Annotated in this window: 14 protein-coding genes; 9 read left to right on the forward strand and 5 right to left on the reverse strand. The window is 71.1% G+C overall.

Annotated elements, in window-relative coordinates; genetic code table 11:
- The first annotated feature begins 8 nt into the window (after nucleotides 1-8).
- From H3C53_06305 to H3C53_06330, 6 genes are all read left to right on the forward strand, one after another.
- On the forward strand, nucleotides 9-845 hold the full coding sequence (locus tag H3C53_06305; GenBank protein ID MBW7916283.1) for an ABC transporter ATP-binding protein: 837 nt from the start codon (nucleotides 9-11) through the stop codon (nucleotides 843-845).
- Nucleotides 846-2,780, forward strand: coding sequence for an ABC transporter permease subunit (locus H3C53_06310; protein ID MBW7916284.1), 1,935 nt, complete (start codon nucleotides 846-848; stop codon nucleotides 2,778-2,780). It begins immediately after the preceding gene.
- Nucleotides 2,780-3,976 carry an ABC transporter permease gene (locus H3C53_06315; protein ID MBW7916285.1) on the forward strand — a complete coding sequence of 399 codons (1,197 nt, stop codon included), beginning with the start codon at nucleotides 2,780-2,782 and terminating at the stop codon, nucleotides 3,974-3,976. The genes H3C53_06310 and H3C53_06315 overlap by 1 nt, the downstream gene beginning before the upstream one ends.
- 72 nt (nucleotides 3,977-4,048) lie before the next feature.
- The gene (locus H3C53_06320; GenBank protein MBW7916286.1) at nucleotides 4,049-5,098 is read left to right on the forward strand and encodes an ABC transporter substrate-binding protein; all 1,050 of its coding nucleotides are present in this window, start codon (nucleotides 4,049-4,051) and stop codon (nucleotides 5,096-5,098) included.
- Between the two features lie 270 nt (nucleotides 5,099-5,368).
- Nucleotides 5,369-7,252 carry an MFS transporter gene (locus H3C53_06325; GenBank protein ID MBW7916287.1) on the forward strand — a complete coding sequence of 628 codons (1,884 nt, stop codon included), beginning with the start codon at nucleotides 5,369-5,371 and terminating at the stop codon, nucleotides 7,250-7,252.
- 212 nt (nucleotides 7,253-7,464) lie between these two features.
- The gene (locus tag H3C53_06330) at nucleotides 7,465-7,749 is read left to right on the forward strand and encodes a hypothetical protein (protein ID MBW7916288.1); all 285 of its coding nucleotides are present in this window, start codon (nucleotides 7,465-7,467) and stop codon (nucleotides 7,747-7,749) included.
- Between the two features lie 19 nt (nucleotides 7,750-7,768).
- On the opposite strand, the gene H3C53_06335 is transcribed toward H3C53_06330, so the two are convergent.
- Nucleotides 7,769-9,373, reverse strand: coding sequence for an FAD-dependent oxidoreductase (locus H3C53_06335; GenBank protein MBW7916289.1), 1,605 nt, complete (start codon nucleotides 9,371-9,373; stop codon nucleotides 7,769-7,771).
- Between the two features lie 345 nt (nucleotides 9,374-9,718).
- Between H3C53_06335 and H3C53_06340 the strand changes: the two genes are divergently transcribed.
- From H3C53_06340 to H3C53_06350, 3 genes are all read left to right on the forward strand, one after another.
- Nucleotides 9,719-9,952 carry a hypothetical protein gene (locus H3C53_06340; protein MBW7916290.1) on the forward strand — a complete coding sequence of 78 codons (234 nt, stop codon included), beginning with the start codon at nucleotides 9,719-9,721 and terminating at the stop codon, nucleotides 9,950-9,952.
- A gap of 139 nt (nucleotides 9,953-10,091) precedes the next feature.
- Entirely contained in the window at nucleotides 10,092-10,616 is a 525-nt protein-coding gene (locus H3C53_06345; protein ID MBW7916291.1) for a TlpA family protein disulfide reductase, read from the forward strand.
- 37 nt (nucleotides 10,617-10,653) lie between these two features.
- Entirely contained in the window at nucleotides 10,654-11,451 is a 798-nt protein-coding gene (locus tag H3C53_06350; protein ID MBW7916292.1) for a thioesterase family protein, read from the forward strand.
- A gap of 12 nt (nucleotides 11,452-11,463) precedes the next feature.
- On the opposite strand, the gene H3C53_06355 is transcribed toward H3C53_06350, so the two are convergent.
- The 4 genes from H3C53_06355 to H3C53_06370 are packed head-to-tail and all read right to left on the reverse strand — an operon-like array spanning nucleotide 11,464 to nucleotide 15,399.
- On the reverse strand, nucleotides 11,464-12,255 hold the full coding sequence (locus H3C53_06355; GenBank protein ID MBW7916293.1) for an ABC transporter permease subunit: 792 nt from the start codon (nucleotides 12,253-12,255) through the stop codon (nucleotides 11,464-11,466).
- Nucleotides 12,252-13,004, reverse strand: a complete 753-nt coding sequence (locus H3C53_06360; GenBank protein ID MBW7916294.1) for an ABC transporter ATP-binding protein — start codon at nucleotides 13,002-13,004, stop codon at nucleotides 12,252-12,254. Before H3C53_06360 ends, H3C53_06355 begins: the two co-directional genes overlap by 4 nt.
- Nucleotides 12,983-14,281 (reverse strand): nitrous oxide reductase family maturation protein NosD, encoded by a 1,299-nt coding sequence (locus H3C53_06365; protein ID MBW7916295.1) that lies wholly within the window; start codon nucleotides 14,279-14,281, stop codon nucleotides 12,983-12,985. Before H3C53_06365 ends, H3C53_06360 begins: the two co-directional genes overlap by 22 nt.
- Nucleotides 14,278-15,399 carry a nitrous oxide reductase accessory protein NosL gene (locus H3C53_06370; protein MBW7916296.1) on the reverse strand — a complete coding sequence of 374 codons (1,122 nt, stop codon included), beginning with the start codon at nucleotides 15,397-15,399 and terminating at the stop codon, nucleotides 14,278-14,280. The genes H3C53_06365 and H3C53_06370 overlap by 4 nt, the downstream gene beginning before the upstream one ends.
- Nucleotides 15,400-15,635: the final 236 nt, after the last annotated feature.

Genomic DNA, 15,635 nt, shown 5'->3' on the forward strand with positions numbered 1-15,635 from the left:
AGACCCCCGTGACAGAGGCCCCCGTGATAATCGACGTCCAGGACGTCTCGAAGCTCTTCCGCGTCGGCAAGTCGGAAGCGGTGGCGCTGCAAGACGCCAGCCTGCAGGTCAGTGACGGGCAGTTCGTGAGCCTGATCGGCCCGTCCGGCTGCGGCAAGACCACGCTCATGCGCCTCGTCGCCGACCTCATCGAGCCCACCACGGGGCGCATCACGGTGGCGGGCAAGACCCCGAAGGAGGCGCGCGCCTCCCGCGAGTACGGCTACGTCTTCCAGGCGCCCGCCCTCTACGACTGGCGCAACGTCGTCAACAACGTGACCCTCCCCCTCGAGATCATGGGTTGGTCCAAGAGCGAGCGCCGCGCCCGCGCCGAGCAGATGCTCGAGCTCGTCGGGCTCGAGGGGTTCCACCGCTCCTACCCATGGCAGTTGTCGGGGGGCATGCAGCAGCGCGTGTCCATCGCGCGGGCCCTCGCCTTCGACCCGAAGCTGCTCCTCATGGACGAGCCGTTCGGTGCGCTCGACGAGATCACCCGCGAGGCGATGAACTTCGAGCTCCTGCGCCTGTGGCGGCAGACGAAGAAGACCATCGTCTTCGTCACCCACTCCATCGCGGAGGCCGTGTTCCTCTCCTCGCACATCGTGGTGATGACGGCGCGGCCGGGACGCATCCGCGAGATCATCGAGGTCGACCTGCCCTACCCGCGCGACGCCGAGACGCGCGAGACGGCGCGCTTCTTCGAGCTCACCACCCAGGTGCGCGAGGCGTTGCGGGTCGGCAAGGAGGGCGAGAGCGGCGCCGCCCGCGCCGCTAACGGTCGCTCCCTGGCCCAGGTCGGGTACTGAATGGCGGGTGCCGGCCCCTTGCTCGGCAAGGCCACGAGGCGCCGCTTGGCCGCCGCCGTGCCGGTCGCCGTCGTGGTCACGATCGTCGTCCTGCTCATGTACCCCGTCGCGCTGTGGCTTGGCCTCCCGCTCGCCAAGCTGCGCATGGAGAACGTCGCCAACTGGGTGCGCGAGACCACCGCGCCGCACCCGCTCGCCGAGGCGCCCGCCGACCCGGCGGCGCCGGTCCCCGCCGGCACGCGCCTCGAGTTCGGACGGGTCGGGCCGGCCGTCACCACCGACCGGTCGGTCCTCGTCTTCGCCGGTGAGCCCCTCGACGCGCGCTTCGAGGTCACGGGCGACGTCGTCACCCTCGCCGACCCCGTCGCGGGACCGTTGCTGGAGTGGGGCGAGGCGCTCACGGCCGTCGATGCCGACGGGCGCGTCTACCGGTTGCCCAGCGGCGCCGGGGCCGGCACGGCCCTCTACGCCGGCGGGCGGCTCCTCACGCCCGACGCGGTGGCGGCGGTCGAGCGGCCCGACGGGGCGCTCGCGACCTTCACTTTCCCGGGCGCCGGCGCAGGCGCCGGCCCGGTGCTCGTCAACGACGTCGTGCTGCTGGAGGGCGAGGGGTTCGAGGCCGATGGCACCGTCGTGAAGCTCGCGGCGCCCGCGCCCTTCAACGCCACCGTGAGGCGCGTCACGGGCGATTACGCCCTCCTGGACGCGGCGGGCACCATGATCGCGTTGGCGGACCCCGGCGCGGCGCCGCCGCGCGCGGCCCGCGCGGTACTCGGCCTGGCGGAACTGCTCGACGGCGCGGTGGACGGCAGCAACCGCGTCTTCCAGCTCCAACACGCCCCCCTGGTCGAGTCCGACGCGGAGCGCCGCATCATGCTCGACGGCGACGAGCTCTCCCCGGCGGCCGAGCGGCCGCAAGAACGCGTCGATGGCCAGCGCGCCACCTTCACCTTCGCCAGCGAGCGGGGGGTCGTCACGGTCGGCGGCGTCGAGGCGCTGGAGGGGAGCGACTACACGCGCGACGGCGCCACGGTCACGTTCGCCAAGCCGCCCGTGCGCAACGCGCCCCTCAGGCAGTACCCCGACTACCTCATCCTCGACCCCGCCAAGGGGATCATCGAGCTGGGGACGGCGCCCCAACCGGGCAGCCGGGTGTGGGCGGCGTCATACACCTACTACGACCACCCGTCCTGCGGTACCACCCCGCTCGAGTGCTTCTTCAGCATGCCGCAGCACCCCATGCCGTTCCCGCACTGGATAGCGGCGCGCCTCGGGCCGTTCTTCGGGGCGTACCCGCTCAGCGACCCGCGCAACGTGATCCGCGCCACCATCTACACGGCCGGCGGCACGCTCGCCGCGCTCCTCTTCGGCGGCGCCTTCGGGGTCCTGCTCGCCATCGTCTTCGTCGCGATCCGGCCGCTCGAACGGGCGCTGCTCCCGTGGGTCATCGCCTCCCAGACGGTTCCCATCATCGCGCTCGTCCCCGTGCTGATCCTGCTCCTCGGCAACGCGGGCATCGTCGTGCAGACGAGCATGGTGCCGGCCGCCATCATCGGGGCGTACATAGCCTTCTTCCCGGTCACGGTCGGCACCGTCACGGGCCTGCGTGCCGTCGACCCGCTCTCCATCGACCTCATGAAGAGCTACGCGGCCACGCCCTTCCAGCTCTTCTGGAAGGTGCGCTTCCCGGCCGCCGTGCCCTACCTGTTCGTCAGCCTCAAGCTGGGCGCCGCCGCCGCGCTGGTCGGCGCGCTCGTGGCCGAGACGGAGTCGAACAACCGGCTGGGGCTCGGCTACGCCATCGTGGGCCAGGTCCAGGCCGGCAACGTGTCGGACGTCTGGATCCTCCTGCTCATCTCCGCCTTCGTGGGCATCGGCCTCGTGGCGCTCGTGGGCCTGTTCCAGCGCTTCATCGCCCCGTGGGAGCGCAGATGATGACCGACGTCGAACCGGACCTCGCCGTGATCGGCCCCGCCGAGGCGGCCAGGGCCGCCTGGCGGCCGCACTGGCCCACCCTGCTCCTCCTCGTCGCGGCCCTCGCGGGCCTGGCAGGCCCGTTCGAGGCCGGGGCGCGGGCGTACCTCCTCGAGGGGGGCGGCAACCCGCTCACCTCCGGGCTCGCGCTCCTCCTCGTGCTCGGCGCCGCCGTGGTGCCCGCCGCCTGGGGCGGGCCGTGGACCGTCCCCATCGCCACGCCGCTGGCGCTCGCCGCCGCCCTGCTCGCCCTCCTCGGGCAGCGCGCCCTGCCGGGTCCGGCCGGCTGGGGCTACTGGCTCGTCCTCCTTGGCGGCCTCGCCGCCGCCGCCACCGCGGCCGGCCGCGTGAGCGTCATAGAGCTCGAGAGCGACGCCCCGCGCTGGCAGCACCGCGTGCAGGAACTCGTGCCCGCCGGCACCGTGGCGTTCCTCGTGCTCCTCGCCTGGGAAGGGCTGGTCGTCGGCTCGCGCGTGCCGAAGGGCATCTTCCCGCGCGCCTCCGACATCTGGACGGCGTTCCTCGGCTCGTGGCGGGTGCTGCTTGCCGACGCCTACCTCACGTTCGTCAAGGAGGTACTGTTCGGCTTCGCCGTCGGCCTGACTACCGGCTTCCTCGTCGGTAGCGCCATCGCGTTCAGCCGCTTCCTGCAGCGCGGCTTCCTGCCGCTCGCCACCGCCTTCGGGGCCGTGCCGATCGTGGGCCTCGCGCCCGTCCTCGGGCGCGCCCTCGGCGTCGACTGGGAATCCAAGGCCGCAGTGGTCGTGATAGTCACCTTCTTCCCGGTCGTCCTCAACACGGTGCAGGGGCTCACGCTGGTCGACCCGCTCAAGCTCGAGCTGCTGCGCTCCTACGCCGCCAGGCCGCTGACCGTGTTCTTCTCCCTGCGGGTGCCCAACGCCCTGCCCTACCTCTTCAACGCGCTCAAGGTCGCCGTGGTCGTCGGGATCGTCAGCGTCATCGTGGCGGAGTTCCTGATCCCCGGGCCGCCCAACGGGCTGGGTCAGCGCATCAGCCTCTCCGCCCACCGCGGCGCGTTCGACATCGTCTTCGCCGCGATCCTCGTCTCGAGCCTCATCTCCATGGCGCTCTACGCCGCCATCACCTTCCTGGAGCGCAAGCTGACTGCTTGGCACCCCTCGACGAGGGGGTCGTGAGTATGTGAACGCTCCGTCCGCACCTCGTGATCGATCGGCAGCACAGTCGCAAGTCCGACTTGGAGGTAAGGAATGAAACGCACGCTGGTAAGCCTGTTCGCCCTAGTCATGCTCGGCCTGCCCGTCGGGATGGCGCAGAACCTCATCCCCATCAACTTCCAGTCCAAGTGGTTCCCGCAGGCGCAGTTCGCGGGTTACTTCGTGGCCCAGGACAAGGGGTTCTACGCCGAGGAGGGGCTCGACGTCACCGTGCTCGACGGCGGCAACGTCAACCCGGCCGTGGCGGTGGCCTCCGGCAACGCGGACTTCGGCACCGACTGGCTGGCCAACATCCTCGTCCAGCGCGACCAGGACCTGAAGACCGTCTACATCGGTCAGATGTACCAGCGCGCCGGCTACCGTCTCGTGGCCCTCAAGAGCTCGGGCATCGAGACGTTCGACGACATGGCCGGCCGCAAGGTCGGCGTGTGGGCCTTCGGTAACGAGTTCGCGACCGAGGTCGTCTTCGCCAAGGCGGGTCTCACGTCCAACCTCGACCCGACCGTAGCCAACCCCGACGTCGACGCCGTCGTCTACGCCTTCGACCCGTCGCTCGTCTTCCCCAACGAGGTCGACGTGGCCAGCGCCATGACGTACAACGAACTCGACCAGATCGTCGGGCTGGGCTACGACCTGAGCACCCTCAACGTGCTCGACCCCGCCACCATCGGCGCCGACATCCTCGAGGACAGCGTGTTCGCCAACCCCGAGGTGCTCGCCAGCACGAACTTCAAGGGCTCGGGCCTGAGCGGTCGCGAGGTCGCCGAGCGCTTCCTGCGCGCGTCCATCCGCGGCTGGGAGTACGCCGTGGCCAACCAGGACGAGGCCGTCGGCATCGTCCTCAAGTTCTGCGGCGACACCTGCGCCGGCTCCGGCAGCCGCCAGAGCCCCCTCATCCACCAGACCTGGCAGATGGCCGAGGTCGCCAAGCTGGTCAAGCCCACGCCCGACACCGCCGTCGGCTCCCTCGACCGCGACGCGTTCGAGCGCTCCGTGGCGCTGCTCGTGGACGTCGGCCTCATCAACAACGCCTACACCTGGGACGAAGTCGTCGATCCCAGCATCTACGACGCCATCAAGTAGGCGCTAGCCTCGCTGCGCGTTCGGGCCGGTCGCCGCCTCTGGCGACCGGCCCGCGTCGTGGCTAATGCTCGCGGCCCGACGGGCCGGCTCCGGTCGTAAGGCCGCGGCGACGCGGGCGCTTCGGGGCGATGGCGCCCCGGTTCGCGCGGGTCATCTCGTGAGTGAACCCTACCGGGGCCTGGGTGCGACGCCGGGATCATAGGCGGCGCGCTATAATCCTCCCCTTGCGCCGCCGCCGCGACCCGCGGCCGGGCGGCGCCCCGGAGGACCGTGAACCAGACCACCACCGCGCCGCTACCGGCCAGCCCGCGCCCCGCCGCCCGGAAGGGCGCCGGCTTCACGGCGCGCGAGCGGAACCTGACGTTCGCGGCGCTGCTCGTCGTGTTCCTGCTCGGGGCGCTCGACCAGACCATCGTCTCGACCGCCATGCCCCGCATCATCGAGCACCTCGGCGGCCTCAACCTCTACACGTGGGTGACCACCGCCTACCTGCTGGCGTCGACGGTGATGGTGCCCATCTACGGCAAGCTCTCCGACGACTTCGGACGCAAGCCCATCCTCGTCGTCGGCGTCGTCATCTTCCTGCTCGGCTCGGCGCTGAGCGGGCTGGCGGGCGAGTTCGGCGACCTCCCCCTCCTCGGCGGCGGCATGACGCAGCTCGTGGCGTTCCGGGCCCTGCAGGGGCTGGGAGGAGCGGCGCTCTTCTCCAGCGCCTTCGCCATCATCGCCGACATGATCCCGGCGGCCGAGAGGGGCAAGTACCAGGGGCTGTTCGGCGGCGTCTTCGGCCTCGCCGCTGTGCTTGGCCCGCTGGTCGGCGGCTTCTTCACGGACATGGGCGAGACCAGCCTCCTCGGCATGAGCATCGCCGGCTGGCGCTGGGTGTTCTACGTCAACCTGCCCGTCGGCCTGCTGGCGCTCTTCATGATCGCGCGCATCATGCCCGCTCTGCCCGCGGCCGGGCGCAAGGGGAGGCTGGACCTGATGGGGGCGGCGCTCATCGTCACCACCTTCGTGCCCATGCTCCTCGCCCTCACGTGGGCTGGCACCACCTACCCGTGGGGGTCGCCCGTCATCGTCGCCATGCTCGCCTTCTCGGCGCTGTCGCTCCTGGCGTTCGTGCTGGTGGAGGCCCGCGTGAGCGACCCGATGCTGCCGCTCGACCTCTTCCGCATCCGCGTGTTCACCACCGCCAACCTCGCGTCGTTCGTCATCAACGTGGCGTTCCTTGGGATCGTGATGTTCCTGCCGCTCTTCATGCAGCTCGTGCTGGGCGTGTCGGCCACCAACTCCGGGTTCACGCTGCTGCCGCTCATGAGCGGCATGATCGTGAGCTCGTTCCTGGCGGGGCTGCTCGTCACGAGGACCGGCCGCTACAAGCCGATCATGCTGGGTGGCTCCGTCATCCTGCTCGTGGGCGCGCTGCTCCTCACCGACATCAGCCTGGACTCCACGCTCTTCGGCCTCGGCTGGCGCATGGTGATCGTGGGCGTCGGCCTGGGGCCGGCGCAGAGCCTCTTCACCCTCGCCGTGCAGAACTCCGTGCCGTTCGCGCGGATGGGCGTGGCCACCAGCGCCAGCCAGTTCTTCAGGCAGATCGGCTCGGTCATCGGCCTCGCCGTGTTCGGCACGCTCCTCACCATGGGGGTGCAGCGCGAGGTCCCGAAGTACGTGCCTACCGTGCCCGGCATCGACCACGCCTTCGACCTCAACTCCCTCGTCGGCGCCGGCGGCGAGGTCGGCGGCGCGGCCTCCGGCGCGGTCGACCTGCAGGCCGAACTGCGGGCGGCCTTCGAGGCGGTGGCCGGACGCGTCCAGGCCGCCGCGGGGGGCGACGTCGCCGCGGCGGAGTCGCTGGCGGCCGACGCCACGCTACCGGCCGCGGTGCGCGAGTTCGCGGAGCGAGCGCCGCACCTGGGTCCCGCCGAGCGCGCCGCGCAGCTGCCGCCGGTCATGAGCGCCCTGCAGGGCCACCTCCAGGCGGTCGGGGAGGGCTTCAAGCGCGGCATCGACCAAGGGTTCGCGGTGGCCATCAGGCTGCTCTTCCAGGTCAGCTTCGCCATCTTGCTGCTCGGCTCCGCGCTCATCGTCTTCGTACCGGGGCTGCCCCTGCGCAAGGTGGCGGCGATGGACGTCGCTCGCGGCGAGGCCTGAGCGCGGCGGGTTCACCGACGGTTCTCAGCCGACACTCACGTTGACCCGGCGCTTGGCTTAGAGTGGAGCGTCCAGAGCGTTAGTCGATCGTGGTGGGTCCACCGTTATGCGGGCGGCGCCACCGATCGACCGCAGCCTGGCGCCAGGGATCCCGCCGAGCGGCGCGCTAGCGCGTCGATCCGCCGGCGGCGTCCCCCTCGGAGGTGGACGAGATGGAAACGTGGCTCCCCGTGATCATCCAGGTAGTGGCGGGTCTGGTCGGCGGTAACCTCGCGGGCGCCGGCGCCAAGAAGGGGTCGCTCGGGCCGACCCTCAACTCCGTGGTCGGCGCGCTTGGCGGCCTGGGCGGCGGTCAGCTCCTCGGGGTGCTCGGCGTCGGCGGCAGCAGCGGCACCGACCTCATGGGCATCATCAGCAGCATCGTCGGGGGCGGCGCGGGCGGAGCGATCCTCACGGCCATCCTGGGGGCCTTGAGGGGCGGCGCGACCAAGGCCTGACGCTCGTCCGTACCGGCCGTCAGGGGCGGAGGAGTTCCTCCACCCGTCCCCTGGCGGCCTCGGCGGCGGCCTCGTCGAGGAAACCGAGACGCGTCCGCCGCCGCAACACGTCGTCCGCCGTGTGCGCGAACTCGTGGTCGCGCGCGTGCACGACCTCCGCCTCGACATACGGGTGCGCCGGCGCGAGGCGCGCGCCCAAGCCGTCGGCGGCCAGGCGTGCCACCGCGGGCGCCCGGTCGCCGTACGCCCGCGCCAGGTGGGCGGCCACGTCTGGCGCCAGGCCGAACTCCTTAGCCAACGGCGCGCCCCCGTCCTCCACGAAGCCGGCGGCGCCGACGAGCTCGAGGTGAGCCGTCACGCTCTCGCGAGACGGCGTCAGTTCGGCGTGGCTCACGACCACGGCGACGGCGTCCTCCGCCATGCGCCGGTACGTCGTCCACTTGCCGCCGGTGACGGTCACCAGCCCGCTGGCGCTCACCAAGATCGTGTGATCGCGCGAGATGCGCGCCGTCCCGCCCCCCTGGGGGCGCTTGGCGCCGTGATGGGTGACGTCCTCCCCGCCGACCCTGCCGACCGCGTCCTGCTGCACGAGGGGGCGCAACCCCGACCAGGCCGCCGACACGTCCGCGCGCTCCACCGGCAGGTCGAAGTAGTTGCGCACGTGCCTCAGGATGTACTCGACGTCCGCTTCGGACGCGGGCGGGTCCTCTTCGACCGGCGCGGGGTTGTCGGTGGTGCCAACCAACGTGTGCCCGAGCCACGGGAGGAGGAACAGCACGCGGCCGTCCTCGGTCTTGGGGATGAGTAGGCCCGTGCCGGGCGGGCTGAAGCGGGACGGCAGCACGATGTGGATGCCCGAGCTCGTCTCCAGGATGGGATCGGTGCCGGGCTCGTCGAGGCGGCGCAGCTCGTCGACGAACGGCCCGGTCGCGTTCACCACCACGCGGGCCCGCACCTCGAGCGGCCCCGGGTCGCCGTCGAGCGCCCCCTGCGCCACGACCCCCGTCACGCGCCCCTCGGCCTTCGTCAGCTCCGTCACGCCCACGTAGTTGAGGACGAGTGCGCCCTCGCGCGCCGCCGTCAGGGCGAGCGTGACGTTCATGCGGGCGTCGTCGAACTGGCCGTCGTGGTACTCGACGGCACCCTTCAGGCCCGTCTGTTTGAGCATCGGGAACCGCTCCATCGCCTGGTCGCGGTTGACGAGGCGGCTCGGTTGGAGGTTGGCGCGGCCCGCCAGCATGTCGTAGAGCTTCAGGCCCGTGAAGTAGTAGGGCAGCTCGAGCGCCCCGTAGATGGGCGTGAGGAGCGCCAGCGGGTGTGCGAGGTGCGGGGCGTTGCGCAGGAGGATGGCGCGCTCCCGCAGCGCTTCGCGCACCAGGTGGAACTGCGAGCGGTCGGCGTGCTTCACGGCCTGCTCGAGGTAGCGCACGCCGCCGTGCACGAGCTTGGTGCTGCGGCTGCTGGTGCCCGACGAGAAGTCGTGCCGCTCCAGCAGCGCCGTCTTCAGGCCGCGCGAGGCGGCCTCCAACGCGATGCCCGTGCCGGTGGCTCCCCCGCCGACCACCAGGACGTCGAAACCGTCCCGGCTCAGCCGGGCGAACCTCTCGCTGCGCTCACTGCTCATGGCGGACCCGCCCTCCCCAAGGTCGGTCTGCGACGACCATGCCGCCCCGGTGCGGTCGCGGTTGGGCGGCCCCGCACGTCGCGGCCCGCCGCGGCGGATGCGTTGGATGGCAGAGTAGCAGAGTGGCGCGGCGGGGTGCCACTCGAGGGCACCGCGTGCCGCGCCGCCTGCGCGAAGTGACGACCGCCACAGGCGGGCGCCGGGAGCGGGCATAGGTTTGGGGAATCATCGGCGTGCCGACGGGCGGTCCGCGTGGCACGCGGCGTGTGGGGGCGCCTCGCCGGCGCCGCCGTCCCGATCACGCGGTGGCCGCCAGTTCGTCGAGCGCACGCGAGGAGGAGCACGATGGGCACCATCATCTTGATCTTCGGCGCGGGCCTGCTCGTTGGGTCGGGCCTCCTTCTCTACTTCTTCTTCGCGGCTCGGGGCGTGAACCCGCCCGCCGGCGTCAGTCGCCTCGAGGCGGCCGATTTCCCGCGCGTGGCGAGCCTCTTCGAGGGGATGATGATGTTCGCCTTCGGCTCTTTCCTGTTCATCTTCGGCCTGGCCTGGCGCCTGTCGGGCGGCGCAGGGGGCTGAGGGGCGGCGCGGGTGTCCCGCTAGCGCGGGCGTCCCGCTGGCGCGGGCGTCCGCTGGCGCCGGCGCCAGCGCTGGCGCGTGTGCCGCGGCCGGAGCGAGCCGGTTCGCGCCCGGCCGGCGGTCGCCGGTAAGATGCGGCGTGGCGGTTCCCAAGCGACGTGACCGGCGACTGGTGTGGGCTCTCGTGGTGGGCTGCCTTGCCGCCACCACCGCCTGGTTCCTGCTGCGGCCCGCGCCGGGTCACGCCAAGTACCTGCCGGACCTCACGCTCGAGCGCCTCGAGGGGGGCGAGGTGGCGCTCGGCGCGGCGGCCGGGCAACCCACCGTCATCAACCTGTGGGCCACCTGGTGCCCGCCCTGCAGGCGCGAGCTGCCCATGTTGGCGGCAGCCGCCCGCGCCAACCCCGGCGTACGCTTCTACTTCGCCGACCAGGGCGAGGACAGGGGCACGGTGCAGGCCTACCTCGACGAGCGGCCCGAGCTCGAGATCGGCGGCGTCCTGCTGGACGCGAGCAGCCGGCTCTCGGAGGAGTTCGAGGCGATGGGGTTGCCGGTGACGCTGTTCTTCGACGCGGCCGGCGGGCACGTCCTGACTCACGTTGGCGAGGTCACCGAGGTGGACATGCTCAACTACCTGACCGACCTCAAGCGGGGCAAGCTCTGATGCGCCTGCCGGTCCGGGGCGGTCCCGCCAGGTGACGGTGGCGCCCGAGGTCGATCCCGCCGCCTACTTCGTGCGGGAGTCCGCCACGCGCTTCCGCCCCACCGTCCACGTGGGCGGGGGCTGGGATCCGAACGAGCAGCACATCGCGCCCGCCATCGGCCTCCTGGCCCACCTGGTGGAGGCCGATCACGCGGCCAGACGCGGCGACGAGCTTGGGCTGACGCGCCTGTCGTGCGACATCCTCGGCACCATGCCTATGACGAGCGTGGACGTCGAGGTCGCGGTGCTGCGGCCCGGTAAGACGATCGAGTTGGTCGAGGCCAGGTTGAGCCAGGGCGGCCGCGCGGCCGTCGTGGCGCGCGCCTGGCTGGCGGCGCGTTACGACACGGCGAACGTGGCCGGTTCGGCGTTCGCGGCAATGCCGCCCCGCGACGAGATGCGGAGCTGGGGCATGGCCGCCGCCTGGCCGGGCGGCTTCGTGCGCTCGGCGCAGATCTGGCGCCGCGACCTCGGCAAGGGGCGGGTGCAGTTCTGGCTGCGCGGCGACGTGGCGTTGCTGGAAGGGGAGAGCGTGAGCGCGACGGCGCACATGCTCAGGCTCGTCGACGTCGCCAACGGCATCGCGGCGCGCGAGGCGCCCGAGGAGGTCCTCTTCCCCAACCTCGACCTCACGGCTCACCTCTTCAGGCGACCGGTCGGCGAGCTCACGGGCCTCGACACGACCGCGTCGTTCGGGCCCACCGGTGCCGGACTGACGCAGAGCGTCATCCACGACGAGGCCGGCCCGCTCGGTACCTTCGCTCAGACGCTGACGGTGAGGCCCCGCCGGCCTTGAGCGCCCTCGCGGCTAGAAGTTCTTTCGCCTGAAGGCCAGCAGCCCCAGCGCTACGGGCGCCGCCACCCACGCGAGAAGCGCGCCGATCGCCACGAGCGCGCCCGTGGCGCTCCCGAGGAACGTTCGGAAGAGCGCCCCCGTGTAGCCCATGAGCGCGGCCGTGTCGAGCTGCAGCAGGACGAGGATGCGCGAGAGGTCGATGGGGTTGAGGAGGCTCAGCGCGATGACGGCGCCCTCGATCGGGTAGGCCTGCGCCACCACGATGAAGTAGAGGACGAGCCCGTCGTAGACGACGGTGAGCGCCAACCAGATGGCGAGCGCCAGGCCGAGCGCGCGGGCGCGCTCCTCGTTGGCCAGGCCGAGCCAGAAGGCCAGCGCCGTGAACACGAGGCTGATGAGGGCGCCGGCGCCGAGGAGGCTCGCCACCATGGGGGTGTCGAGGCGGTTGCTCAGGCCGTAGACGAGGAACGGCACGCCCGTGCCGAGCACGAAGGCGCCCGCCAGCGGCAGAGCCACGCCCGCGTACTGGCCCACGAACACGCTGGGGCGCGACACGGGTTGCGTGAGGATCAGCTGCACGAAGTCGCGCGTGTAGTAGTAGTGGTTCATGCCGAGCATGAGCGACACGAGCGGGATGACGAGCAGCACCAGGTTGAGCGAGCTGAGGGCCGCCTGGGCGGCGTCGTCGCCGAAGTAGAGGAGGCCGCCCGTCGCCGCCAGGAAGAACAGGGTATAGATGAGCATCCAGCGGCTGCGCAGCAGGTCGAAGAAGGCGTACTTCATGACCTTCACGGTCGTGTTCATGCGGCGTGCTCCTCGGCGCGGGGCGCCTGCTCTGGACTCAGCTCGACCTCGCCCGTCATCACCTTGGCGATGGCGCGCTCCAGGCGGCGTTCCCCGGTGGCCTCGCGGATGGCCTCGAGGCTGCCGCGGTAGCGCACGGTGCCCTCGAGCAGGAAGAGGACCTCGTCGGTGAGCTCCTCCAGCTCGCTCATGACGTGCGAGGTGAGGATGATGGCCACGCCGCGCTCGCGTTCCTCGAGGATGAGGTCCTTGAGGCGGCTGCTGGCCACCGGGTCGAGGCCGGCGCTCGGTTCGTCCAGGAGGAGGACGTCGGGCGAGAACAGGAAGGTGAGGACGGCGCTGGCCTTCTGCTTGGTGCCGCCCGACAGGACCCGCAGCCTCTTGTTGAGGTGGGGCCTGAGCTCGAAGCGGTCGATGAGGGCCGCCAGGCCGGCGGGCTGCTCGCCGCGCAGGTCCTGCACGAACGCGAACAGCTCGCTGACCTTGAGGTTGTCGGGGAAGCGCGGCTCCTGCGGCATGTAACCGACGCGCCTGCGGGAGGCGGGGTTGTTGCGGACGTCCTCCCCGCCTATCGTGACGGTGCCGGCGTCAGGCAACACCAGCCCGAGGATCGACTTCATGAGGGTGGTCTTGCCGGAGGCGTTCGGGCCGATGACGGCCGTGACGCGTCCCGGTTCGAACCTGGCGCTGACCCCCTTGAGCACTCGGAGCTTGCCGAAGCTCTTGTTCAGGGCGTCGACGGTGACCATCTGAGCCTCCCCATGAGCGGCCTATCGTCCTCGATGGCCTTCGGTGTGATGATGGGCAGTAGCCTCTCGGCGTAGTCCATGACCTGCGAGAGCGGGCTCCGCAGCAGGATCATCGACTGCGGGAACGACTGCACGGTCATCGAGAAGAGGCGCACCGGCCGGAACGGCACGTCGCCGACCCCGTCGCGGTTCAGGTCGTAGCCCTCGTAGGCGTCCCAGTAGTTCTCGAGGAACGAGTTGTACGAGCGGTTGGCGTTCGTGATGACGTCGAAGGTGTTGCCGATGAAGTTGTTGTACATCACGCGCATGCCCATCGAGTTGGAGAGCACCCGCAGGGCGTAACCGTTCCTGACGAAGTCGTTGCGCGTCAGGTCGGTACGGTTGGAGCCGTCGATGTAGACGGCGGCCGAGTTCCGCTCGAACAGGTTCCCCGTCACGACCGAGTCGTCTATCTCCTTGAGGAGGAGGCCGTAGGCGGCGGCGCCCCAGTTCTCCAGGAAGCGGTTGCCGCTCATGTCGATCTTCTTCGAGTACATGACGGCCACGCCGGCGCCGTTCTCCCTGAAGGTGTTGTCCTCGAAGCGCGACTCGTGGGAGAACATGAAGTGCAGGCCGTAGCGGAGGTTCTTCTCGCTGACGTTACCGGTCACGTGGGCGCCGCGGGCGAACTCGAGGTAGATGCCGTCGCGGTGGCCGCTTACATAGTTGTTCTCGATCGTCAGATAGGTGGCGTTCCAGCCCTGGATGGCGTTGCCCGTGTACGCCTCGAGCTCGCCGTGGCCGATCACGCTGTTTCCACGCACCGTGCAGCCGATGGACTTGGCGAAGTAGATGCCGAAGAAGGCGTCCTCCACCCGGTTGTCCTCGATCAGGCAGCGCTCCACCTCCTCGACACGAAGCGCCGCCACGTCGGTCACGTGCGAGCGACCTGAGTCGCGCAGCACCAGGCCGCGCACGACGACGTCGTCGGCGTCGACGGTGAGGATGGCGTGCGTCAGCTCGCCGTCCAGCACCGGCCAGTCCTCGCCAACGAGGGTGATGCTCTTGGTGATGGCAAGCGGGCCCTCGCGGTAGGTGCCCGCCTTGACGACGACCGTGTCGCCGTCGTCGGCGGCCGCCAGGGCGCCCGCCACGGTCGGGTAGGCGCAACTCGCGCACACCTCGAGCGTCCGCGCCTGCGCCTGACCCAGCGCCAGCGCCACGAGGACCGCGCCCAGGAGCGCCGGCGGCAGGCCGGCGGCCCTGCGCGCCCGCGAGCGCCGGACCCGGGTCGTCAAGGGTGGGCGCCCTCGACCGCGGGCGCCTCGTCCATGCCGGCCGGCGCCATGTGACCGTGGCCGCTGCCCGCCAGCCGCTCCAGGAAGCCGGCTTCCATCAGGATGGCGGGCAGGTCCGCGTAGCGCCGCTCGATGCCGTTGGCGTCGGCGCGCACGTTCTCGAGGTCGCCAAGGGTCTTGTACGCCGACAGGTTGAGGCCCATGGGGCTGCGGACCTTCACGCTCTGCAGGTAGCGCGCCTCCTCTGCCTTGAGCCAGGTGCCGGGCCTGAGGTAGTCGGTCACCCAGGTGGAGTGGACCTGATCCTTGGCCACGTGGCCCTCCATGAGGAACGCCACCATGCATTCGACCGAGTCGAACTTGTAGACCTTGCCGGTCGTGGTCACCACCTGCGAGGTGAAGCGGGCGTCGGACACGACCATGTTGCAGGCGGCGCACATGTCCTGGCCGAGGACGACGGCGGCGGGTTTGGGCGCCGAGCAGCCGGCGAGGAGCAGCGCCCCGGCCACCGCGGCCGCCGCGACGGCGCGCCGCGCCTTGATGCGGTCGCGCCACCACATGACGGCCAACAGGGCGACGGCGGCGACGAGCCCGCCCGCCAACGCCACGCCGCCCCAACCCGGCCAGGCGGTGATGTAGAAGTTCATGAAGATGCTGGTGCCCAGCATGGGCGGGGTGTAGCCCTCCATGGTGATGGCGGCCTTCGGGTCGACGGTGTGACCGAACTTGTAGAGCCAGCGCGCGAAGTCGGCGAGGGCGAGCACGGCGAAGAGAGCGTAGTAGGCCACCCACGCCTGGAAGACGCGCTTGCGGCCCACGATGGCGGCGGCCAGGCCGAACGCCGTGACCAACGAGATCAGGATGGGTAGGGCCTTGAGCTCCCAGAAGTCGGCCGCGTCGAGGGTCATGAAGCCGACGTAGTGGTTGAGGCCGTTGATGAGGTCGACCCGGCCGGTGAGGGCGTTGGCCCAGATCTGCATGGGCAAGCCCTCGGGGTACTGTGGCGCCTCGAAGTAGTAGTGCCACAGGGGCGACACGAACGTGAAGATCGGGACGAGGGCGATCAGGGCGATCAGCACGCTGACCGGCCACGAGAGCTGGCGTCGGCGTGAACGCATGAGGTTCCTTCCTTGTGGCCTGCCGCCGGCGGGTGGCGGCGTCGGTGGGCCCGGTCGGGCCGTGAGACCGGACCGGGCCCGAGGTGTCCGGCTGCGATTACGCGTCAGGATGGACGGCAGCCGGCGAGAGTGGCGGGGGGGGGCGGGGGTGCGGGGGCCCCGGGGGGGGGGGGAGGGCGAAGGGCCCCCGGGGGGGGGCCGCCCCCGACCCCGGGGGCCCCCGCCCCGAGACCCGC

It is taken from the genome of Trueperaceae bacterium (assembly GCA_019454765.1).
Taxonomy (GTDB): domain Bacteria; phylum Deinococcota; class Deinococci; order Deinococcales; family Trueperaceae; genus JAAYYF01.

Excerpts from the sequence above, each read along its gene's own strand:
- H3C53_06340 (MBW7916290.1), top strand. The coding sequence starts at position 9,719 with ATGGGCACCATCATCTTGATCTTCGGCGCGGGCCTGCTCGTTGGGTCG.
- H3C53_06320 (MBW7916286.1), top strand. The coding sequence starts at position 4,049 with ATGAAACGCACGCTGGTAAGCCTGTTCGCCCTAGTCATGCTCGGCCTG.
- H3C53_06360 (MBW7916294.1), bottom strand. The coding sequence starts at position 13,004 with ATGGTCACCGTCGACGCCCTGAACAAGAGCTTCGGCAAGCTCCGAGTG.
- H3C53_06330 (MBW7916288.1), top strand. The coding sequence starts at position 7,465 with ATGGAAACGTGGCTCCCCGTGATCATCCAGGTAGTGGCGGGTCTGGTC.
- H3C53_06310 (MBW7916284.1), top strand. The coding sequence starts at position 846 with ATGGCGGGTGCCGGCCCCTTGCTCGGCAAGGCCACGAGGCGCCGCTTG.
- H3C53_06315 (MBW7916285.1), top strand. The coding sequence starts at position 2,780 with ATGACCGACGTCGAACCGGACCTCGCCGTGATCGGCCCCGCCGAGGCG.
- H3C53_06335 (MBW7916289.1), bottom strand. The coding sequence starts at position 9,373 with ATGAGCAGTGAGCGCAGCGAGAGGTTCGCCCGGCTGAGCCGGGACGGT.
- H3C53_06355 (MBW7916293.1), bottom strand. The coding sequence starts at position 12,255 with ATGAACACGACCGTGAAGGTCATGAAGTACGCCTTCTTCGACCTGCTG.
- H3C53_06370 (MBW7916296.1), bottom strand. The coding sequence starts at position 15,399 with ATGCGTTCACGCCGACGCCAGCTCTCGTGGCCGGTCAGCGTGCTGATC.